Annotated in this window: 19 protein-coding genes; 7 read left to right on the top strand and 12 right to left on the bottom strand. The window is 68.1% G+C overall.

What is annotated here, in order from left to right; genetic code table 11:
* Window positions 1–158 precede the first annotated feature (158 nt).
* Together ASC66_RS10870 and ASC66_RS10865 are read left to right on the top strand one after the other, a co-directional pair.
* Window positions 159–1,433 carry a TrkH family potassium uptake protein gene (locus tag ASC66_RS10870; RefSeq protein WP_235496904.1) on the top strand — a complete coding sequence of 425 codons (1,275 nt, stop codon included), beginning with the start codon at window positions 159–161 and terminating at the stop codon, window positions 1,431–1,433.
* Window positions 1,426–2,124 carry a potassium channel family protein gene (locus ASC66_RS10865; RefSeq protein WP_055839086.1) on the top strand — a complete coding sequence of 233 codons (699 nt, stop codon included), beginning with the start codon at window positions 1,426–1,428 and terminating at the stop codon, window positions 2,122–2,124. Before ASC66_RS10870 ends, ASC66_RS10865 begins: the two co-directional genes overlap by 8 nt.
* Here ASC66_RS10865 and ASC66_RS10860 read toward each other — a convergent pair.
* Genes ASC66_RS10860 through ASC66_RS10840 form a run of 5 tightly spaced genes read right to left on the bottom strand, consistent with a single transcriptional unit; the run spans window position 2,108 to window position 9,487 of the window.
* A complete protein-coding gene (locus ASC66_RS10860; RefSeq protein ID WP_055839083.1) occupies window positions 2,108–3,574 on the bottom strand; it encodes an anthranilate synthase component I family protein in 1,467 nt (488 codons plus the stop codon). The genes ASC66_RS10865 and ASC66_RS10860 overlap by 17 nt on opposite strands.
* 39 nt (window positions 3,575–3,613) lie before the next feature.
* Window positions 3,614–5,353, bottom strand: coding sequence for a thiol reductant ABC exporter subunit CydC (cydC, locus tag ASC66_RS10855; protein WP_055839079.1), 1,740 nt, complete (start codon window positions 5,351–5,353; stop codon window positions 3,614–3,616).
* On the bottom strand, window positions 5,346–7,013 hold the full coding sequence (cydD, locus tag ASC66_RS10850) for a thiol reductant ABC exporter subunit CydD (protein WP_055839074.1): 1,668 nt from the start codon (window positions 7,011–7,013) through the stop codon (window positions 5,346–5,348). Before cydD ends, cydC begins: the two co-directional genes overlap by 8 nt.
* Window positions 7,014–7,024: 11 nt before the next feature.
* Window positions 7,025–8,065, bottom strand: coding sequence for a cytochrome d ubiquinol oxidase subunit II (gene cydB, locus ASC66_RS10845; RefSeq protein WP_055839071.1), 1,041 nt, complete (start codon window positions 8,063–8,065; stop codon window positions 7,025–7,027).
* Between the two features lie 9 nt (window positions 8,066–8,074).
* A complete protein-coding gene (locus ASC66_RS10840; protein ID WP_055839067.1) occupies window positions 8,075–9,487 on the bottom strand; it encodes a cytochrome ubiquinol oxidase subunit I in 1,413 nt (470 codons plus the stop codon).
* Between the two features lie 93 nt (window positions 9,488–9,580).
* Between ASC66_RS10840 and ASC66_RS10835 the strand changes: the two genes are divergently transcribed.
* From ASC66_RS10835 to ASC66_RS10825, 3 genes are read left to right on the top strand one after another with little or no spacing between them, the layout of a single operon-like run.
* Complete coding sequence (locus tag ASC66_RS10835; protein ID WP_055839064.1) at window positions 9,581–9,958, top strand: BlaI/MecI/CopY family transcriptional regulator; 378 nt, start codon at window positions 9,581–9,583, stop codon at window positions 9,956–9,958.
* A gap of 17 nt (window positions 9,959–9,975) precedes the next feature.
* A complete protein-coding gene (locus ASC66_RS10830) occupies window positions 9,976–10,965 on the top strand; it encodes a M56 family metallopeptidase (RefSeq protein ID WP_055839061.1) in 990 nt (329 codons plus the stop codon).
* 41 nt (window positions 10,966–11,006) lie between these two features.
* On the top strand, window positions 11,007–11,723 hold the full coding sequence (locus ASC66_RS10825) for a DedA family protein (protein WP_055840326.1): 717 nt from the start codon (window positions 11,007–11,009) through the stop codon (window positions 11,721–11,723).
* A gap of 31 nt (window positions 11,724–11,754) precedes the next feature.
* Here the strand turns inward: ASC66_RS10825 and ASC66_RS10820 are convergent, their stop codons facing one another.
* Genes ASC66_RS10820 through ASC66_RS10800 form a run of 5 tightly spaced genes read right to left on the bottom strand, consistent with a single transcriptional unit; the run spans window position 11,755 to window position 15,557 of the window.
* The gene (locus ASC66_RS10820) at window positions 11,755–12,711 is read right to left on the bottom strand and encodes an ABC transporter substrate-binding protein (protein ID WP_055839058.1); all 957 of its coding nucleotides are present in this window, start codon (window positions 12,709–12,711) and stop codon (window positions 11,755–11,757) included.
* 17 nt (window positions 12,712–12,728) lie between these two features.
* Complete coding sequence (locus tag ASC66_RS10815) at window positions 12,729–13,448, bottom strand: ABC transporter permease (protein ID WP_055840321.1); 720 nt, start codon at window positions 13,446–13,448, stop codon at window positions 12,729–12,731.
* Window positions 13,445–14,083, bottom strand: coding sequence for an ABC transporter permease (locus tag ASC66_RS10810; protein WP_055839055.1), 639 nt, complete (start codon window positions 14,081–14,083; stop codon window positions 13,445–13,447). The genes ASC66_RS10815 and ASC66_RS10810 overlap by 4 nt, the downstream gene beginning before the upstream one ends.
* On the bottom strand, window positions 14,080–14,892 hold the full coding sequence (locus ASC66_RS10805) for an ABC transporter ATP-binding protein (RefSeq protein ID WP_055839052.1): 813 nt from the start codon (window positions 14,890–14,892) through the stop codon (window positions 14,080–14,082). The genes ASC66_RS10810 and ASC66_RS10805 overlap by 4 nt, the downstream gene beginning before the upstream one ends.
* Before the next feature lie 44 nt (window positions 14,893–14,936).
* Window positions 14,937–15,557, bottom strand: a complete 621-nt coding sequence (locus ASC66_RS10800) for a TetR/AcrR family transcriptional regulator (RefSeq protein WP_055839049.1) — start codon at window positions 15,555–15,557, stop codon at window positions 14,937–14,939.
* A 143-nt stretch (window positions 15,558–15,700) separates the two neighbouring features.
* Between ASC66_RS10800 and ASC66_RS10795 the strand changes: the two genes are divergently transcribed.
* Entirely contained in the window at window positions 15,701–16,771 is a 1,071-nt protein-coding gene (locus tag ASC66_RS10795) for an App1 family protein phosphatidate phosphatase (protein ID WP_055839046.1), read from the top strand.
* 22 nt (window positions 16,772–16,793) lie between these two features.
* On the opposite strand, the gene ASC66_RS10790 is transcribed toward ASC66_RS10795, so the two are convergent.
* On the bottom strand, window positions 16,794–17,831 hold the full coding sequence (locus ASC66_RS10790; protein WP_055839044.1) for a quinone-dependent dihydroorotate dehydrogenase: 1,038 nt from the start codon (window positions 17,829–17,831) through the stop codon (window positions 16,794–16,796).
* A 56-nt stretch (window positions 17,832–17,887) separates the two neighbouring features.
* Window positions 17,888–18,361 (bottom strand): transcriptional regulator NrdR, encoded by a 474-nt coding sequence (nrdR, locus tag ASC66_RS10785; protein WP_055839041.1) that lies wholly within the window; start codon window positions 18,359–18,361, stop codon window positions 17,888–17,890.
* A 44-nt stretch (window positions 18,362–18,405) separates the two neighbouring features.
* On the opposite strand from nrdR, the gene ASC66_RS10780 reads away from it, so the two are divergent.
* Complete coding sequence (locus ASC66_RS10780) at window positions 18,406–19,083, top strand: hypothetical protein (RefSeq protein WP_157509758.1); 678 nt, start codon at window positions 18,406–18,408, stop codon at window positions 19,081–19,083.
* Window positions 19,084–19,090: the final 7 nt, after the last annotated feature.

The raw sequence follows: 19,090 nt of genomic DNA, 5'->3' as shown, positions 1-19,090 counted from the left end.
CGCCCAGTATGCCCGCGCGTGCGGATGGCGGGGGGCTCGCATGCTGCCGTAGTCTCGGGCGGGTGCAGCTCCGTTCCCGCTCCAACCCCGACGCGAAGGCCCCCCGCGCCCGTCGCCTGCATCCGGCGCAGATCGTGTTCCTCGGGTTCGCGGCGGTCATGCTTGTCGGTACCGGCCTGCTGATGTTGCCGATCGCGAAGGCCGGGCCCGGCGGCGCCTCATTCATGGAGGCGCTGTTCACCGCGACGTCGGCGCTGTGCGTGACCGGGCTGGCGACGGTCGACACCGCGACGTACTGGACCGGGTTCGGACAGGTCATCATCCTCGCCCTCATCCAAATCGGCGGCTTCGGCGTCATGACCTTCGCCTCGCTGATCAGCCTTGCCGTGGCTCGGCGCCTCTCGCTGCGTTCCAAGCTCACTGCGGTCACCGAATCCAAGGGGCTGGGTCTCGACGACACGCGTGCGCTCGTGCTCGGCGTGTTGAAGATGTCGCTGGCGATCGAGGGCGCCGTCGCACTTGTGCTCTCCGCACAGTTCTTACTCGGCTATGGCAAACCCTTCGGCGAGGCGCTCTGGCTCGGCGTGTTCCACGCGATCTCCTCGTTCAACAACGCCGGGTTCGCGCTGTTCAGCGACAACATGATGCAGTACGTTTCAGATCCGATCATCTCGCTCTCCCTCTGCGTCGCAATCATTCTGGGTGGGCTCGGCTTCCCCGTGATCGTGCAGCTGCGCAAGCACATCGACAATCCGCGGCTCTGGACCATGAACACGCGGCTGGTGCTGTGGGGCACCGTGTTGCTGCTCATCATCGGCACGGTCTTCATCACGATGATGGAGTGGAACAATCCGCGGACGCTCGGCGGTCTCGACTGGCCGAGCAGGATTCTCGCCGGCTTCTTCCAGTCCGTGCAGACGCGAACGGCGGGCTTCAACAGCATCGACATCGGCGCCATGGACAGCGCGACCTGGCTGGGCATGGACGTGCTGATGTTCATCGGCGGCGGACCGGCCGGCACCGCCGGCGGCATCAAGATCACCACCTTCGCCGTGCTGTTCTTCGTGATCCTCGCCGAGGTGCGCGGCGAAACCGTGGTCAACGTCTTCGGCAAGCGACTCTCGAGGGCGGTGCACCGACAGGCAATCACCGTCGTGCTCTTCGCCGTTGCCCTGGTCGCAGTCGGAACCACACTCCTGATGATCCTCACCGATTTCAGCCTCGACGTGCTCCTCTTCGAGGTCGTGTCGGCGTTCGCCACCGTCGGGCTCTCCACCGGCATCACCGCCGAGCTCCCGGAGGCCGGGCAAGTCATCCTGATCGTCCTGATGTTCATCGGGCGCCTCGGCCCGATCACCTTCGCCTCGGCGCTCGCCCTCAAGTCGCGCCAGCTCTCCTATGAACTCCCGAAAGAAAGGCCCATCATTGGCTAAGTTCAAGCTCTTCGGCGGAACCAACCCCGCCGGTGTCGCCAGCGCGGACTCCGTCGCCGTGATCGGCCTCGGTCGCTTCGGGCAGTCCCTCGCGCTTGAGCTCATGGCCAGCGGTACCGAGGTACTCGGCATCGACGGCGACGAGCCCATCGTGCAGAGCCTGAACGGCAAGCTCACCCACGTGGTCCGTGGCGATGCCACCAACGAGGAGACACTACGGCAGCTCTCGGTGCCCGAGTTCGATCGAGTGGTCATCGCGATCGGCAACGACATCGAGGCGAGCATCCTCACCGCGTCACTGCTGCTCCGCTTCGGCATCAAGCAGATCTGGGCGAAGGCCGTCAGCGACGCCCACGGCACGATCCTGGAACAGCTCGGCGTTCAACACGTGATCTACCCGGAGAAGGACATGGGCAAACGTGTCGCCCACCTGGTGCGCAGCAGCATGCAGGACTACATCGAGATCAGCGACGATTTCGCCCTGGTCAAGACCACGCCGCACGCCGGCATCGTCGGAATCCCACTCAGTGAGGCCCGCATCCGAGCCCGCTTCGGCGTCACCGTCACGGCGGTGAAGAGCGTCGGCCAACCGTGGACATACGCGACCCCAGAAACCGTGCTCCGTGCGGACGACACGATCCTCGTCGCCGGGCAGATCCGCAAGGCGGAGGCGTTCAGCCAGCTGGAGTAGCCACGCCGAGCACGGCGAGCAGGGCACGCGCCTTGATCTGGGTCTCCTCGATCTCCTCTGCGGCGATCGAGAGCGCCGTGATGCCGCCGCCGGTGCCGATGCGGGCGCCCGCGGCATCCAGCACGATCGAGCGGATGACCATGGCCAGGTCGACGGCGCCGTCGAGCCCGACATAGCCGAAGGCGCCGGAGTAGATGCCGCGCGGGCCGGCTTCGAGCCCGTCAAGGATGCGCATCGCGCTGATCTTGGGTGCGCCGGTCATCGACCCGGCCGGGAAGCTGGCCTCGACGGCGTCGATGCCGCTGAGGCCCTCCGCCAGCTCGGCCTCGATCGTGCTGACCAGCTGGTGCACGTGCGCGTAGCTCTCCACGGTGAGGAGTTTGCTCACGCCGACGGAGCCGAGCCGGGCGATCTTGCCGATGTCATTGCGCATCAGGTCGACGATCATCAGGTTCTCGGCGCGCTCCTTCTCACTCGACTCGAGTTCCGCGCGGAGCTCAAGGTCGCGGGCGAGGCCACTGGCGCGCTTCCTGGTGCCCTTGATCGGCTTTGTCGTCACGTGCCCGGCGGCCGTGACCGCGAGGAACTGCTCGGGGCTCGCGCTCAGCAACGAGATCTCGCCGAAGCGCAGCAGTCCCCCATGGTGCGTCGGGCTCGAGGCCCGCAGTGTGAGGTAGGCCTCGAGCGGCTCGGGGTGCGCGTCGACGCTGATCTCATTGGTCAGGCAGAGCTGGTACGCGTCGCCACGGTGGATCGCAGCCTGACACTCGGCGATCAGCTCGGCGTAGCGGTCGGGGCCGTGCCGCCAGCGCACGGCGGGCGCGGCGGCTTCTCTCGGCGGGGAGCCTGCCGGGGAGCCGGCCGGGGGTGCGGATGCCGCAGCCGCCAGTGCGTGCTCAACCTCGCTGTGCCAGCGCTGCAGCGCACCAGCGCCGGAGCCGTCGGCCCCGCCGCGGAGGAGCAACGTGACGGTGCGGGTGGCATGGTCGAATGCGAGCGCGCGGTCGATCTCGAGCAGCGCGGCATCGGGGCTCGATGACGGATGCGTCGGCGTTCCAACGGTCTGCGCGCCGAGCTCGTAGCCGAGCCAGCCCACCCAGCCGAGTTCGAACCGTGCTGGCTCGGTATCGGGGGTGGCGCCTCGGTCTGAGAGCGGCAGCTCGTTCCGCAGGAAGTCGAAGACCGTGCCGTCGATCGTGTCGGCCGGCTCGCTCGGCTCGGGTGAACCGAGGCGGCGCACCTCGACGGTGCCGGAGAGCACGGAGGCGGTCACGATGCGCGAGCCCGGTTCCGGGGCGCCCATGTAGCTGATGCCGGAGGCGGCATCCGTTCCACAATCGAGCCAGAACGCGTACGCGGAGCCACCGTGGAGCGCCTGAAAGGCGGCGGCCGGCTCGACCCACTCCGCCAGCTCGGAACGCAACACAGTCGGGGGGTTCTGGCGCTTCACGCACCCAGCCTACGGCGTGCCCGCCCACACGGCGTGGCGCTAGGCGGCGCCGACCAGTCGCCCGCCCTGCAGCACGAGCTCGCGGTCGATCAGCTCGCCCGGCACGGTGTCGTGCGAGATGAGGATCACGGTGCGCGGAGCTGAGCCCTGCCCGGGGGCCGTCGCCGCCAGGATGTCCTGCATGAGCGCTGCGGCCTGTGCGGCATCCACGTTCGCGGTCGGCTCATCGACGACGAGCACGGCGAAGTCGGCGAGCAGCGCGCGAGCCAGCGCGATGCGTTGGGCCTGCCCGCCGGAGACGAGAGCTCCGCGCTCCCCCAGCTCGGCGTCGAGGCCGCCACGGCTCGCCGCCCAGTCGCCGAGGCCGACGCGCTCCAGCACTCGCAACAGCTCGGCATCGCTCGACGTCTCGCTGGCGAAGAGCAGGTTCTGCCGCAGCGTGGAGTCGAAGATCCACGGTTGCTGCTCGCAGAGGCCGACGGTGCGGCGAAGCTCCGACGGCGACATGGTGCGGGCCTCGCGGCCGCCCAGGGTGAAGCTGCCGTCATAGTCGATGAAACGCACGAGCACATTCGCCAGTGTCGTCTTGCCCGCCCCGCTCTCGCCGCGCACGAGCACGCGCTCGCCCGCCTCGATCGTGAGGCTGAGATCGCTGATGGCTCTCGGCGCTCCGGATGCCGCAGCTCCGGCGTCCACGTCGGCAGCGTCGAACACGGGCCAGTGCGCCGAGAGCCCGGCGAAGCTGATCGTCGGAGCCGCGTCGCGCGGCGCGAGCCGCTCTCCCGTCTGCGCAGCGGGCTCGGTGTCGAGCGGGATCCCGGCCGGCACTCGTGCCGGCGCGACCCGCGCGACCCGCTCGGCGCTGGAGCGCACCTGGCGCCAGGCTCCGACGGCCAGCGGCACCATTCCGCACACCTCGAAGACGGCGAGCGGTACGAGCGCGATGATCGTGAGCTGCGGTCCCTCGAGCGCCGGGGCACCGACGAGGATCGCGAGCAGCGTCGCCAGTCCGGCCGCGAGCGTCATCGCCGAGGAGGCGAGGCCGGCGCCGAACGCGGTCTTCACGCCGTCACGGCGGAGAGCGGCATCCGCCCGGCGCAGCTCCTCGATGCGGTCGTCCACGGCGCCGAAGGCGGTGAGCACGTCGAGCGATCCGACGAGTTCGAGGATGCGCTCCATCAGGGCACCGCGCCCGGGCGCCAGTCGTCGTTCGGCGCGCGCCGCGACGGCCGCGTGCAGAACCGTGCCGGCCACGAACGCCAGAATGAGGCAGATCGCGAGGGTGAGTGCCGCTTCCGGCAACAGCAGCCACACGCCGAACACACTGAGCACGGCGACGATTCCGGATACGAGCAGCGGCTGCACGACGCGCAACGGCAGATCCTGCAGCTCATCGACGTCGCTGACGAGGCGGCTGAGCAGATCACCCCGCTTGGTCCTGGCGAGCCCGGCCGGTGCGAGCGGGATCAGCCGTTCGAACACCGCGCCGCGCAGCTCGGCGAGTTGGCGGAACGCGGCGTCGTGGCTGAACAGGCGGTCGACGTAGCGGAATGCCGCACGGCCCAGGGCGAACGCACGCACGCCGACGACTGCGGCGGAGAGGTAGGCGATCTGCGGCTGTTCGGCTGCGCGGGTGATCAACCAGCCGGAGCAGGCGATCAGCGCGACGGCCGAGAGTGCACTGCACAGGGCGAAGAACAGCCCGGGCGTGAAGCGTTTAACGTCAGGCTGTGCGCGGCGCAACACCGCTGCTGCCTCGGATGTCGTGTTCTCAGGCATGTCGCACCCCTTCCAGACTCACCACGCGGTCGGCTGCCGCGATGACGGCCTCCCTGTGGCTGATGACAATGACGATGGCGCCGTCGGCCGCGGCAGAGCGGAGCGACGCAATCAGCTCGGCCTCCGTCGCGGCGTCGAGCGCCGAGCTCGGCTCGTCGAGGATGAGCAGGGGTGTTCCGAGTTCCACCCGGCGGTAGAAGGCGCGGGCGATGGCGACGCGCTGCGCCTGACCGCCGGAGAGACCGCTGCCAGCGACGCCGAGTTCGAGGGCGGGGTCGATCGCGGCAGCCGAGGCCAGCCCCAGGCTCGCCCGCACGAGTGGAGACCGGTCGTGGGCACTCAGGCGGCTGCCGAGGGCGACGTTGTCGGCGACGGTTCCGGCAGCAAGTCCCGGGGTCTGCCCGCACCAGGCGATGTCGGCGGCGGTCAGCGCGCGCGCGCCTGAGCCGTCATCCGCGGCGGCGAGCACGATCTCGCCCTCATAGGGCAGGAAACCCTGGATGGCGGCGATGATGCTCGACTTTCCCGCACCGCTTCGCCCGGAGAGCACGGTGACGGCGCCCGGCTCGAAGCTGGCCGAGAAGTCGTCGACGATCTGGCGGTCGCCGCGGCGGATGCCGAGGCCATCGATCCGCAGCGCGGCACCGTGCGGAGCGACGGTGTGCACGGCATCCGCCTGCTCTCCGGCCGGCAGGGCATCGGCCGCCTCGATGATCTCGAAGATCTGCTCGGAGGCCGCAACCCCGTCGGCCGCTGCGTGGAATTGGGCCCCGACATTGCGCAGCGGCAGGAAGACCTCAGGGGCGAGGATCAGCACGAACAAGCCGACGCCGAGGCCGAGCTGCCCGTCAAGGAGGCGGAGCCCGGCCGTCACGGCGATCAGCGCGACCGAGAGGCTGCCGGCCAGTTCGAGCACGAAGCCGCTGAGAAAGGAGAGTCGCAGCACCTTCATCGTCTCGACCCGATACTCATCGGTGACTTGGTGGATGCGGGCGAGTTGGCGGCGCTCCCTGCCGAAGATCTTGAGGGTCGACAGCCCGCCGACGACGTCGAGGAAGGCACCGCTCAGCCGTTGCAGGCTCTCCCACTGCTTGCGCTGCACGGCCTGCGTCGCAAGTCCGATCAGCACCATGAAGATCGGGATCAGCGGCAACGCGATCACGACGATCAGCGCGCTCACCCAGTCGTTCACCAGTACGACGAGCACCAGCAACGGTGTCGCCACGACGGTGAGCACGAGTTGGGGCAGGTATTTGGCGAAGTAGCCGTCGAGAGCGTCGAGGCCGGGGCCGATGACGGTCGCCGCCGTCGCGCTCCCCTTCCACGCGGCCCAATCCGGGCCGAGTCGGCGGACGGCGCCGAGCACCGCGACGCGCAACTGGCTCTTCACCCGCGCGGCGCCGGCCGCCGCCGTCGCGTCCATCGCCCACACCGTGAACGCACGGAGCGCGACCATGGCAGCCAGCGCCCAGAAGGCCGGAGCCAGTTCCGTGAGGCTCTCGCCGGCGATTGCGCCCGTGATCAGGCGCGAGACGAACCAGGCGAAGCCGATGATCGACACCGTCTGCAGCAGGGCGAGCACGGCTCCCCCGGCGAGGAAGCCGCGCATCGCCCGCGCACGTCGAAGCAGGCGCGGGTCGATGGGGCGGACGCTCGCCATGTCCTGGCTGCTCACGCCGGCTGCGCGGCGGCGTCGGCGGGAGCCGTGCCCGTCGCGGCCTGGATGCTCGCGCGGCTGACCCGCTTGCGGAAGACCCAGTACGTCCAGCCCTGGTAGAGCAGGATCAGCGGCAGGAAGACGAGTGCCGTCCAGCTCATGACCGTCAACGTGTACTCGGAGCTCGAGGCGTTGGCGATGGTGAGGCTGTTCGCCGGGTCGTTGCTGGCAGGCATGACATCCGGGAACAGGGCCGTGAACAGCGCCAAAACCGCCAGAGCGATGGTCGCGGCCATGAAGCCGAACGACCAGCCCTCCGCGCCCCGCAGGTTGAACAACCACGCCCCGATGAGGGCGACGGCCGCCAGCGAGGCGAGCACGAGGTAGGCGACGTTGAACTCGGCCAGGAAGGCGGTCCAGACCAGGAACGACGCGGCAACCACGATCGTGATGACGCCGGACCGCACGGCGAGCCTGCGGGCCCGTTCGCGGATGTCGCCGGCGGTCTTCAGGGAGATGAACACCGCGCCGTGGGTGAAGAACAGCAGCAGGGTGGTGAGGCCGCCGAGCAGCGCGTAGGGGTTCAGCAGATCGAAGAAGGTGCCGATGTAGTCGTGGTTGGCGTCCAGGGGAACACCCTGCACGATGTTGGCGAATGCGACTCCCCAGAGCAGTGCCGGAACGGCGGAACCGACGATGATCATGCCGTCGAACCAGGCCTTCCAGCGCGACTCTGGCCGCTGGTGCCTGTACTCGAACGAGACGCCGCGCACGATGAGTGCGAGCAAGATGAGCAGCAGTGCCAGGTAGAAGCCGCTGAACAGCGTTGCGTACCACTCGGGGAATGCCGCGAAGAGGCAGGCACCCGCGACGATCACCCACGTCTCGTTGAGGTCCCAGACGGGTCCGATGGTGTTGATGAGGACCCGGCGGTCGAGGTCGTCCTTGCCGAGGAATGGCAGCGTCATGCCGACGCCGAAGTCGAAGCCGTCCAGGATGAAGTAGCCGACGAACAGGGCTGCGACAATCCAGAACCAAAGTGTGGCGAGATCCATGATTGTCTCCTAGTAGACCGTGGTGGCTGGTTCGATGCGCCCGGTTTCCGGGTGCGGTTCCGGCGCGTCGGCCGGGCCCTTCTGGGCTGCCTTCTTGATGAGCTTGAACTCGACGACGGCGAGGATGCCGTAGATCAGCGTGAAGGCGATGAGCGAAATGAGCACCTCGAGGCCCGAGACTCCCGGCGAGACGCCGTCCTCGGTCTTGAGCAGGCTGAACACGAGCCACGGTTGCCTGCCCATCTCGGTGAACACCCAACCGACGATCATGGCCGCCAGCGACAACGGGAACGCCCAGATCGCGGCCTTCCAGACCCACTTGTTCCGGGGGTGACGGCCACCGCGGGTCAGCCAGAGGCCGACGACGGCGACGAAGACGTGCAGCAGGCCGAGACCGATCATCCAGCGGAACGCCCAGTAGGTGATCCAGATGATGGGGGTGTAGTCGCCGGGGCCGAATGCCTCGATGTACTGCGCCTGCAGGTCGTTGATGCCCTCGACGCAGCCGTCGAATGTGTGCGTCGACAGCAGCGAGAGCAGGTACGGAACGCGGATCGAGAAGAGCTCACTCGTGCCGTCCGGCGTGCCGAGGGTGAACAGCGAGAATGAGGCCTGAGCGCCGCACACGGTTTGATACGTGGCCTCGGCCGCCGCCATCTTCATCGGCTGCGTCGCGACCATCGCCAGGCTGAGCTGGTCGCCGAAGAGCGTCGTCAACGCACCGGCGATGATCATCATCCAGAGCCCGAGCTTGAGCGCCGGTCGCATCGTCTCGAGGTGCTGGTTGCGCGCCAGATGCCAGGCGGCGACGGTGATGATGAGGCCTGCCGACACCATGAAACAGGCGAAGATCGTGTGCGGGAAGGCCGCGAGGGCCACCGGATTGGTCAGCAGGGCCCAGATGTCGACGAGTTCCGCTCTGCCCTTCTCGACGTTCATCTCATAGCCGACCGGGTTCTGCATGAAGGCGTTGGCCGCGATGATGAAGTACGCCGAGAGCACGGAGCCGAACGCGGTCGCCCAGATGGTGAGCAGGTGGAGGAAGCGCGGCAGCTTGTCCCAACCGAAGATCCAAAGACCGATGAATGTCGCTTCGAAGAAGAACGCGAGCAGGCCCTCGAACGCGAGCGGGGCGCCGAAGACGTCACCGACGAAGCGGGAGTAGTCCGACCAGTTCATGCCGAACTGGAATTCCTGCACGATGCCGGTGACGACACCCATGGCGAAGTTGATGAGGAAGAGCTGGCCGAAGAACTTGGTCAGCTGGAGGTAGCGGACGTGCCCCGTCCTGTACCAGGCGGTCTGGAAGATCGCGGTCGTCGTGACCATGCCGATCGTGATCGGGACGAACAGGAAGTGATAGATCGTGGTCAGGCCGAATTGCCAACGCGCAAGCGCAAGCGGGTCCAGGATCTCGTTCACGGGGGCTCCCCTCAACGGACTTCTACACTGCGTAGAACTCGCAACTTCTACAGAGCGTAGAACATTTTCAGCTACGAGCGGTAATCTGGAATCATGAACACTCTCGGGGTCTTGGAAAGATCGATCATGAACGCCCTGTGGGACGCCCATGACGGACTGTCCGCTCCCGAATTGGGTGAACGCCTGCTGAACGCCGACGCGGACTCTCCCCGCAAAGAGCATGCAACGACGACCCTGCTGACGGTGCTCTCCCGCCTGGAGGCAAAGGGATTCGTCTCGCGCAGCCGCAGCTCGCGCCCGCACCGCTACTTCGCTGTGAACAGCCGCGAGGAGCACACGGCGACACTGATGCACCAGGTGCTCGAGCTGGCCCCCGACCGCGATGCCGCGCTTGCCCGTTTCGTCGGCCAGGTCAGCGCACGCGAGGCCGAGACGCTGCGCGCCCTGCTCGGCTCCCGGCCCAGCGGATAACTCAGAGCCCAGCCGCCGTGTACACCTCCGCAGCCGTCCTGGCGCTGCTCGCCATCGCGCTGGCGTGGCCGATCCCGCTCTGGCTTTCCGCCGCTCGCTGGCCGTCACGTGCTCCCGGCACGGCGCTGGCCCTCTGGCAGGCGATCGCGCTCGGCGGCGGACTGGCGATGATCGGCGCCTTGCTGAGCTTCGGGCTCGCCCCCCTCGACGGAGAAGCCGGCGGCATCCACGCCCTCATCGCCAGCCTCACGAGCGGGCCGATCCCCGCCGAGTTCGCCATCGTCAACATCGTCGCGATCGGTGGGGCGGTGCTGCTCGGCGTGCACCTGCTGCTCAACCTCATCAGCACGGCCGTGCGCACCGAGAGAAGCCGCCGGCGCCACCGCGCGACCGTCGAACTGCTCAGCTCTCCCCTGCCGGAACAACCCCGCACCCGCGTGCTCGACCACCCGACTCCGATCGCCTACTGTGTGCCGGGGGTGCACACGGTCACCGTGCTCTCCGGGGGGCTGATCGAACTGCTCGAGCCGGCCGAACTCGACGCGGTGCTCGCGCACGAGCGGACGCACCTGCGCCAGTTCCACCACCTGGTGCTGTTGGCGTTCCGGGCCTGGCACGCCGCGCTGCCGTGGTTCCCGATCGCCAACCGCGCAGAGAACGCCGTCGGCCTGCTGGTCGAGATGCTCGCCGACGACGATGCGAAGAAGGAACGCGACCCGCACACGCTCGCCAGGGCGATCGCCCTGGTCGGCACCTCCCAGCCGAGTGCGAGCGGCGAGCTCGGCGAGCAGCCGATGCCCCGCCTTGAGCCGCCGGCGGATGCCGCGCGCACCCCGCTCGGCGTGCGCGTCTCCCGGCTTCTCCGGCCCGAGGCACCGCTGCCACCGTTCGCGCGCCTGCTCGCGCTGAGTGCGGCTGCGCTGATCGTCAGTATTCCGGCATCCGTGCTGCTCGGCGTCGCCCTCGGAATCGCCCCTGCCCTCGCCGGTTCACCCGCTCCTGTTTGAGGCGCAGCGCTCACGCATCCAGACCGTTTATGCTCGGACAGGTGAACGAGATTCTCGACTGGCTGCTGAACACCGTGGAAAGCGTCGACCCGCTCCTGCGCACAGTACTGGCCGGCATCGGCATCATGCTCGAGACATCGATCCTCGTCGGGCTCGTCGTGCCGGGCGACACCATCGTCATCGTCGCCAGCACCGCGATCTCGACACCCCTGGAGTACTGGGCGATGGTCGCAGCCGTTGTGGCCGGGGCGCTGACCGGCGAGAGTATCGGCTTCGCACTCGGCCGCTGGTTCGGCCCGCACATCCGCCGCAGCTGGCTGGGGCGCAAGATCGGCGAAACGAATTGGCAGCGGGCTGAACGCTACCTCGCGCGGCGCGGAGGCATCGCCGTCTTCGTGTCGCGCTTCCTTCCGGTGCTGCACTCGCTGATTCCGCTCACCGTGGGCATGAGCGCGATGCGCTACCGCACCTTCATGCGCTGGACGGTGCCGGCCTGCATCATCTGGGCCTTCGCCTACGTCACCGTCGGCTCCGTCGCGGCCGGCAGCTATCGCGAGCTCTCGGAACGGCTGCACTTTGCCGGGTACGTCTTCGTCGGGATCATCGTGGCGTTCCTGCTGCTGGTCCTGCTCGGCAAGAAGCTGCTGCACCGCTTCGAGGCTCGGCACATGGAGCACCAGCCAGTCGATCCGGCTGCGACGGACACGCTTCCCACCGACAGTGGGAGGCCGTCCGAGGACGACCTCCCACTGCGCTGACGTCAGCGAGCTCACCTCAGGGCGAAACCGCCTAGAAGAGAGCCTTCTCCTCGAGCCACTGCGTGGCGATCTCCGGAGCGGCCAGCTCGTCATTGATGCTCTGGCCGTTCAGCGCAACGAGATCGGCGACGCTGAGCGCGCCCTGCACCGTGTTGATGACGGCGGCCGCCTCATCCGAGACGCCGTCGCCGGCCAGCGGCACGACGTGCGAGGCCAGCAGGAGTCCCTCAGGGTCCTCGAGCATCACCAGGTCGTCGGCCAGACTGGTGGGGTCCGAGGTGTACATGTCCACCAGCTGCACCTCGTTGGCGCGCAGCGCCTGCTGGGTGAGTGGCCCGCCGCTGTCTGCGATCGGGGTGAAGCCGACGGTGACGCCGTAGACCGATTCGAGCCCCTCCGGCCCGTACGGGCGCGTGGCGAGCTCTGGGTTGCCGCCCAGCGTGAGCGGCGTCGTCACGGCGGCGAGATCGCCGATCGACGTGAGCTTGTTCGCGTCGGCGAACTCCTTCGTCACGAAATAGGCGTCCTGATCGGTGGCCTCGGCCTGGTCGAGGGCGCGCAGCCCCTCCGGCAGCGCCTCCGTCAGCGCCTCGTAGACGTCGTCGGTGGTGCGCGCCGGTGTCTCCGGCACGTAGTACTGCAACAGGTTTCCCGTGTACTCGGGGAAGAGGTCGACCTCACCGCTCTCGAGCGATGGGATGTACGCGTCGCGCTGGCCGATGTTGAATGTGCGCTCAACGGTGAATCCGTTTGCCTCGAGCGCCTGGGCGTAGATCTCGGCGATGATCTCGTTGGAGTAGTACTGCTGCGAGCCGACGACGATCGTGTCGGATGCCGCTGCTCCCCCGTCCGTCTCACTCTCGGAGTCCAGCGGATCACCAGAGGCGCAGCCGGCGAGTGTGAGCATGGCGACCGCGGTTGCGGCGCCGATCAGGGTGATGCGTGTGCGGCGGGTTGCGCGGCGGTGAGACGTGGTGCTGACGTTCATGCGTGCTTCCTTCTCTCTCACGATGAGGCGGTCGCCCTCGTTCGAGGGGCGCTTGCTCTCACGATTCTGCCACTCTGCGCCGACACTCCGCGCGGTGTGACGAGCTTTTGTGTCAGCGCGAAGACCGCTTCCAACAGCAGGGCGAGCACGGTGATGACGATCGAGGCGCCCAGCATCTCGACGTAGTCACGGGTCGCGTAGCCGAGGAAGATATACCCGCCGAGCGCCCCGCCGGAGACGTAGGCGGCGAGCGTCGCCGTGGCGACCACCTGGAGCACGGCGGCGCGGAGTCCGCCGATCAGCAGCGGGAGGCCCAGCGGGATCTCGACCTTCAGCAGCAGCTGGAGCGGCGTCATCCCCACGGCGCGAGCGGCGTCGATCACCGTGCGATCGATCGCCTGCAGGCCGGCATACGCACCGCCGAGCACGGGCGGGATCGCGAGTAGCACGAAGGTGAGCAGCGGGGCGCGGAATCCGATGCCGATGCCGAGAGCGATCAGGATCAGCACACCGAAGCTCGGCAGGGCGCGCATGCCGCCGGTGAATGCCACCGCGATGTCTCGCCCCCTCCCGGTATGGCCGATGTAGTAGCCGAGGGGAATGGCGAGACCTGCGGCGATCGCCGTCGCGCCGAAGGTGTATGCGAGGTGCTCGAGGATGCGCTGTGGGAGCTCGCCCGGTGCGCTCTGCAGCGCCGGGTTGAATATCCACGCGATCGCATCGAAGAAGAGGTTCATCGCGCGGCCCCCCGCCATGGCATCAGGACTCGCCCGCCGAGCACCAGCACGAGGTCGAAGACGGCGGCGATGAGCAGGGTCGCCACGATGCCGGTCACGACCTCGGCCGGGATCCCGCGCTGGAAGCCGTTGACGAAGAGGTAGCCGAGGCTCGTGACGCCGACCACCGAGCCGACAGAGACCAGGCTCACCGTCGTCGCAGACACGACGCGTAGGCCGGCGAGCAGCACGGGGCCGGCGAGCGGCAGCTCCAGCTGCCAGAACAGCTGCCATGCCGAGAAGCCCATGCCGCGGGCCGACAACCGCACGTCCGGATCGATCGCGTCGAAGGCATCGGCGCTGGAGCGGAGCATGAGAGCGAGTGCGTAGATGCTGAGGCCGACGATGACGTTGACCGGGCTGGTGATTCCGGTGCCGAGCACGGCGGGAAGCGCGATGAACAGCGGAAGTGACGGAATCGTGAACAGAATGGTGCCGAGCGCCAACAGCACGCCGCGGCTGGGCCGCACGCGGTGGGCGAGCAGCCCGAGCGGCAAGGAGAGCAGGAGCCCTGCGACGATGGGCACGATACTGATGCCGACATGCACGAGGGTGAGATGCCAGACGAGGCCGATGTTGGCCAGGAACCAACTCACGGCTCCAGGACCCCCGCCGCGCGTCCCTGGGCGTCGACGACGACACGTGCGCCGTCCACCTCGCGAATTCGCAGCACGCGCCTGCCGCGGTCTGCGCCGATGAAGCTGGCGACGAAGTCGTCGGCCGGCTTCGCGAGGATCTCGGCAGGGGTACCGATCTGGGCGACCTCTCCCCCGGTGCGGAGCAGCACGATCTGGTCGCCGAGCAGGAACGCCTCGTCGACATCGTGGGTGACGAAGACGACGGTCTTGCCCAGCTCGCCCTGCAGCCGCAGGAGTTCCTGCTGCAACTCGGCCCGCACGACGGGGTCGACGGCACCGAACGGCTCGTCCATCAGCAGGATGTTGGGGTCGACGGCGAGTCCACGTGCGACCCCGACGCGCTGCTGTTGCCCTCCGGAGAGCTGGCTGGGGTAGCGTCCGGCCATCGCGCGGTCCAGGCCGACGGTGTCGAGCAGCTCAAGCGCACGCGCCCTGGCCTCGCTCGTGCGCACACCGCGCAGCATCGGGACCGTTGCGACGTTGTCGATCACGGTGCGGTGCGGGAGGAGCCCCGAGTTTTGCATGACGTAGCCGATGCTGCGGCGAAGCGCCACGGGATTCTGGCTCGCGACATCCACGTCATCAATGAGGACGGCGCCGCCGCTCGGATCGACCATGCGGTTGATCATGCGCAGCAGGGTCGTCTTGCCGGAACCGGAGGAGCCAAGCAGAACCGTCGTCTTGTGTGACGGGATGACGAGGCTGAAGTCGCGGACTGCCACCGTGCCGTCGTCGAAGGTCTTCGCGACGGAGCGGAACTCGATCACAGCGACGACCTCTCTCCTGCGGGCACAGCGACCCCCGTCCAGCTCTAGAGCGGGCCGGGACCGCCATAGTACGACACGAGGTAACCGTGCACCACGGCCCGGCRTTCCGCGATGAATCGTGAATCGCCCTCTGGATCCTGACGGAATGCGCGAGAGAGGATGCCGTCCGCGATCTCCACAGCGACCTCGAGGCGGAACAACAGATCGTCGCCGCCATCGAGACCGAACTCGTCGCTCAGCACGGTCGCGAGGCGCGCAGCGAAGGAATCCTCGCCTGACTCGTCGCTGTTGCCGTCGAAGGTCTGCCGTTCGGCGAAGTGGATGATGTGGAAGCCCGGCTCGGTGCGGTACAGGTCGACGAACACCGAGATCGCCCCATCGAGGGCTTGCCACCAGTTCTGGGGGTCAGATTCTTTGATGTCCTCGGCCACACGAGTGCGGAAACGCATCATCGAGCGGCTGCGGAGCGCCTCGAGCACGGCGACACGATCGGGGAAGTAGCGGTAGACGGTGCCGATGGATGCGCCGGCGTGCTCGGCGATCATTGCGGTCGTGATCCTGTCGAACCCCACCTCGTCGACTACCTGCGCAGCCGAGTCAAGCAGTGCGTCGAGCCTCTCGGCGCTTCRCTGCTGTATCGGCTCGGTACGGACTACCCGCCCCATGCCTGGATCCCCATTTCCGGCCAATTTGGCTAACGGCACATTTCCTCCTCGAAGGTCACACGGAACTACTTTATCCGCGCGCCGAGCGCCTCTTGTACCCCGTTCCGGCTCGACGGGCTCTCAGGGCGTGAAAGACTGGTCTCGTGGTCGACTCCAGTGATGCGCATGAAGCGCCCAAGAGCTCGGCATTGTCGCCCCACCGGGCCGCCCGCATCGAGGACTGGGTCCACGCCAGGCGCGACCGTCGTGCCCGCCGTCGCGGGCACCAGGAGACGGTAATCCCCTATTCCGGATACGGCGGCGATGGCTGGGTGCGTATTCTCTGCCGTGTGCTCCTCTCCCGGCCCGCCGACCCCAAGCCGAAGTCGGCACGTGCCCGTCGCCGCGAGAGTCGCCGGGAACAGGGGCTGCGCGGCTGGCGCAGTTTCACGAGCGTCCCCGTCGGTTCCGCGCGGGTGACGATCGAACTCGACGGTCGCAGCTTCGACGTGGTCGCCGACCGCGGCGGTGTCGTCGACACGGTCGTGCAGATCGACCTCTCCCCCGGCTGGCACACCGCCACCCTGCGCACGAGTACGTCCAAGCCCGTCGAGGCGGCGCTGAACATCATCGACCCGGCCGTGACCTTCGGGGTGCTCTCGGATATCGATGACACGGTCATGGTCACCATGCTGCCGCGCCCGCTGCTTGCGGCGTGGAACACCTTCGTGCTCGACGAGCACGCACGCATCCCGACGCCGGGAATGGCTGTGCTCCTTGAGCGCCTGGCCAGCTCCCACGAGGGAGCCCCCGTCGTCTACCTCTCGACCGGCGCCTGGAATGTCGCTCCGACGCTCAGCCGGTTCCTCTCACGCAACCTCTACCCGAGCGGCGTCCTGCTGCTCACCGACTGGGGCCCGACGACCGACCGCTTGTTCCGCAGCGGCCGCGACCACAAGCGCGACAACCTCAACCGGCTCGCCACGGAGTTCCCGAACATCCGCTGGCTCCTCGTAGGCGACGATGGGCAGCACGACGAGGAGCACTACCGGGAGTTCGCGCTCGCGCACCCGGAGAACGTCGCCGCGATCGCCATCCGGCAGCTCTCCCCCGGCGAGGCGGTGCTCGCCGGCGGGCGATCCAAGATCGACGACGGATACGGCGGCGTGCCGTGGGCATACGCCCCAGACGGTTCCGGCCTGGCCGACCAGCTCAGCGAGCTCGGCGTCCTCTAGCGCCCAGTACGCACAGCGCTCGTTACCGCTTGGCGCGGGCGAGTGCGTCCAGGCCGCGGTTGATCTGTCGCGCCCAGAGCGGTCCGCGGTAGAGGAACGCCGTGTAGCCCTGGACGAGGGTGGCTCCGGCATCCAGACGTTCCGCGACATCGGCGGCGGTCTCGATGCCACCGGCCGAGATCACGCAGAGCTCAGCGGGAACGTGGCTGCGAATCAGCCGCAACACGGCGAGGGACCGCGCGGCCAGCGGAGCGCCGGAGAGCCCGCCGGCACCGGCGGCTTCGACGACGGATGCCGGCGTCGTCAGGCCGTCGCGGGAGATCGTCGTGTTCGTCGCGATGATGCCGTCCAGGCCGATCTCGACGACGAGCTCGGCAATCTTGACGACCTCATCGTCCTGGAGGTCCGGGGCGATCTTCACGAGCAGCGGCGTCGAGCCGCAGGCGTCCTTGACTGCGGTGAGCAGCGGGCGCAGCAGCTCGAGCTCCTGCAGACCGCGGAGGCCGGGAGTGTTCGGCGAACTGACGTTGACGACGAGGTAGTCCGCCAGCGGGGCGAGCGCACGCGCGGAGATCAGGTAGTCCGCCGTCGCGTCCTCGACCGCGGTGATGCGGCTCTTGCCGATGTTGACGCCGATCACCGGGCGGCCGCCCGTCGCTCTGGCGCGGCGGAGACGCTCGCGTGCGGCATCAGCACCGCCGTTGTTGAATCCCATGCGGTTGATGACGGCACGATCGGGCACCAGGCGGAACAGGCGCGGCAGCTCGTTGCCGGGCTGGGCGTGCGCGGTGAGCGTGCCCACCTCGATGTGGCCGAAGCCGAGCTGGCCGAGGCCGATGACTCCCTTGGCGTCCTTGTCGAAACCGGCCGCAACGCCGAAGGGCGTGTCGAAGTGAAGCCCGAGCGCCTGCACGGAGAGGTCGGTCCGCGGTCGCGTGTAACGGTGCACGAGGCGGCCGAATCCGGCGGTCGGCAGGGCCTTGATCACGCCGAATGCCAGGTGGTGCGCGCGCTCGGGGTCAAGCTTGGACAGGACGAGGGAGAAGAGTAGAGGATACATGCCTGACCAAGAATACCGGCAGGCGCCAGCCGGCCTGCACCGGCGGGCTTTCGGCTCTATTCGACGGGCTTGGCCGGCTGGCGGCCGTGCTCTGTACGCAGCTGTTCGATCGCGGTTTCGAAGTCGTCGAGGGACTCGAAGGCCTGGTAGACGCTGGCGAAGCGCAGGTAGGCGACCTCGTCGAGTTCGCGCAGCGGGGCCAGGATGGCGAGCCCGATGTCGTTGGCCTCGATCTGTGACGCTCCGGTGGAACGGATCGTCTCCTCGACCTTCTGTGCGAGGACGGCCAGATCGGAATCCGTGACGGGGCGACCCTGGCAGGCCTTGCGCACGCCGGCGACGACCTTCTCGCGGCTGAACAGCTCGACGACGCCGTTGCGCTTGATCACGGCCAGGCTGGCGGTCTCTGTCGTGCTGAACCGCCGGCCGCATTCCGGGCACTGGCGTCGGCGTCGAATGGAGAGCCCGTCATCGCTGGTGCGCGAATCGATGACCCGGGAGTCGGGGTGGCGGCAGAACGGGCAATACATCGTGCTGCAAGCCTACCGCGCCGCGGCGCCGCTACAGTGATGGCATGAGCGCGAGAAGCGGGCAGGGTTCTGAGCCGGTGCGATCCGCGGATGCCGCGCTGCCGGCGTGGCTCGTGCGGCATCCGCTCATCGCCGGCTGGATCTGGATCGCTCTGTTCACGGCGGTGCTGCTCGCCGCCGAGATCTTCGACTGGCCGCTGCCCGCATGGTTGATCGCGATCGCACTGGCCGCGTTGCCATCGCTGGCCGCGATGATCACCGTCCTCGAGGCGACGCCGCGGCGCTCACTCGAGAACCACGGCTCCGTGTTCGGGCATTTCTTCTCCCGCTATCTCGTCGTGATCGCCGGCTTCCTGGCCTGGACGGCCTCGATCGTCGTCGGCTCGACGATCTCGGCATCGCTCAACCTGCTCGCCGCCGACCGGGAGGACGAGGTGCTCGGGCTGGGTTTCCAACTCATGACCGGGATCGTGCTGCCGGCCATCACGGTGCTCTGGATCGTCTTCATGCTGCGCTGCGCCTGGTTCCTGATCCGGGTTCGCGGCTGGGCGCAGCACCCGGTGAGCACGACCGTTCCAGCGCGGCTGTTCTTGCGAAGGCCGCGGTTGCGCACGGTCACGATCGGCCTGGCCCACCCGGCTCTGCTCGTCGCGGCGGCCTTCGTGACCGGCCTGGCGCTGCTGGCCATCGAGGTCTCCGACCTCACCGTGCTGATCGAGTGATCGCGCG

The sequence above is a fragment of the Leifsonia sp. Root4 genome, assembly GCF_001425085.1.
Taxonomy (GTDB): Bacteria; Actinomycetota; Actinomycetes; order Actinomycetales; family Microbacteriaceae; genus Microterricola.
Note: the sequence above shows the minus strand (reverse complement) of the source record. Positions and strands in the feature narration are given on the sequence as shown.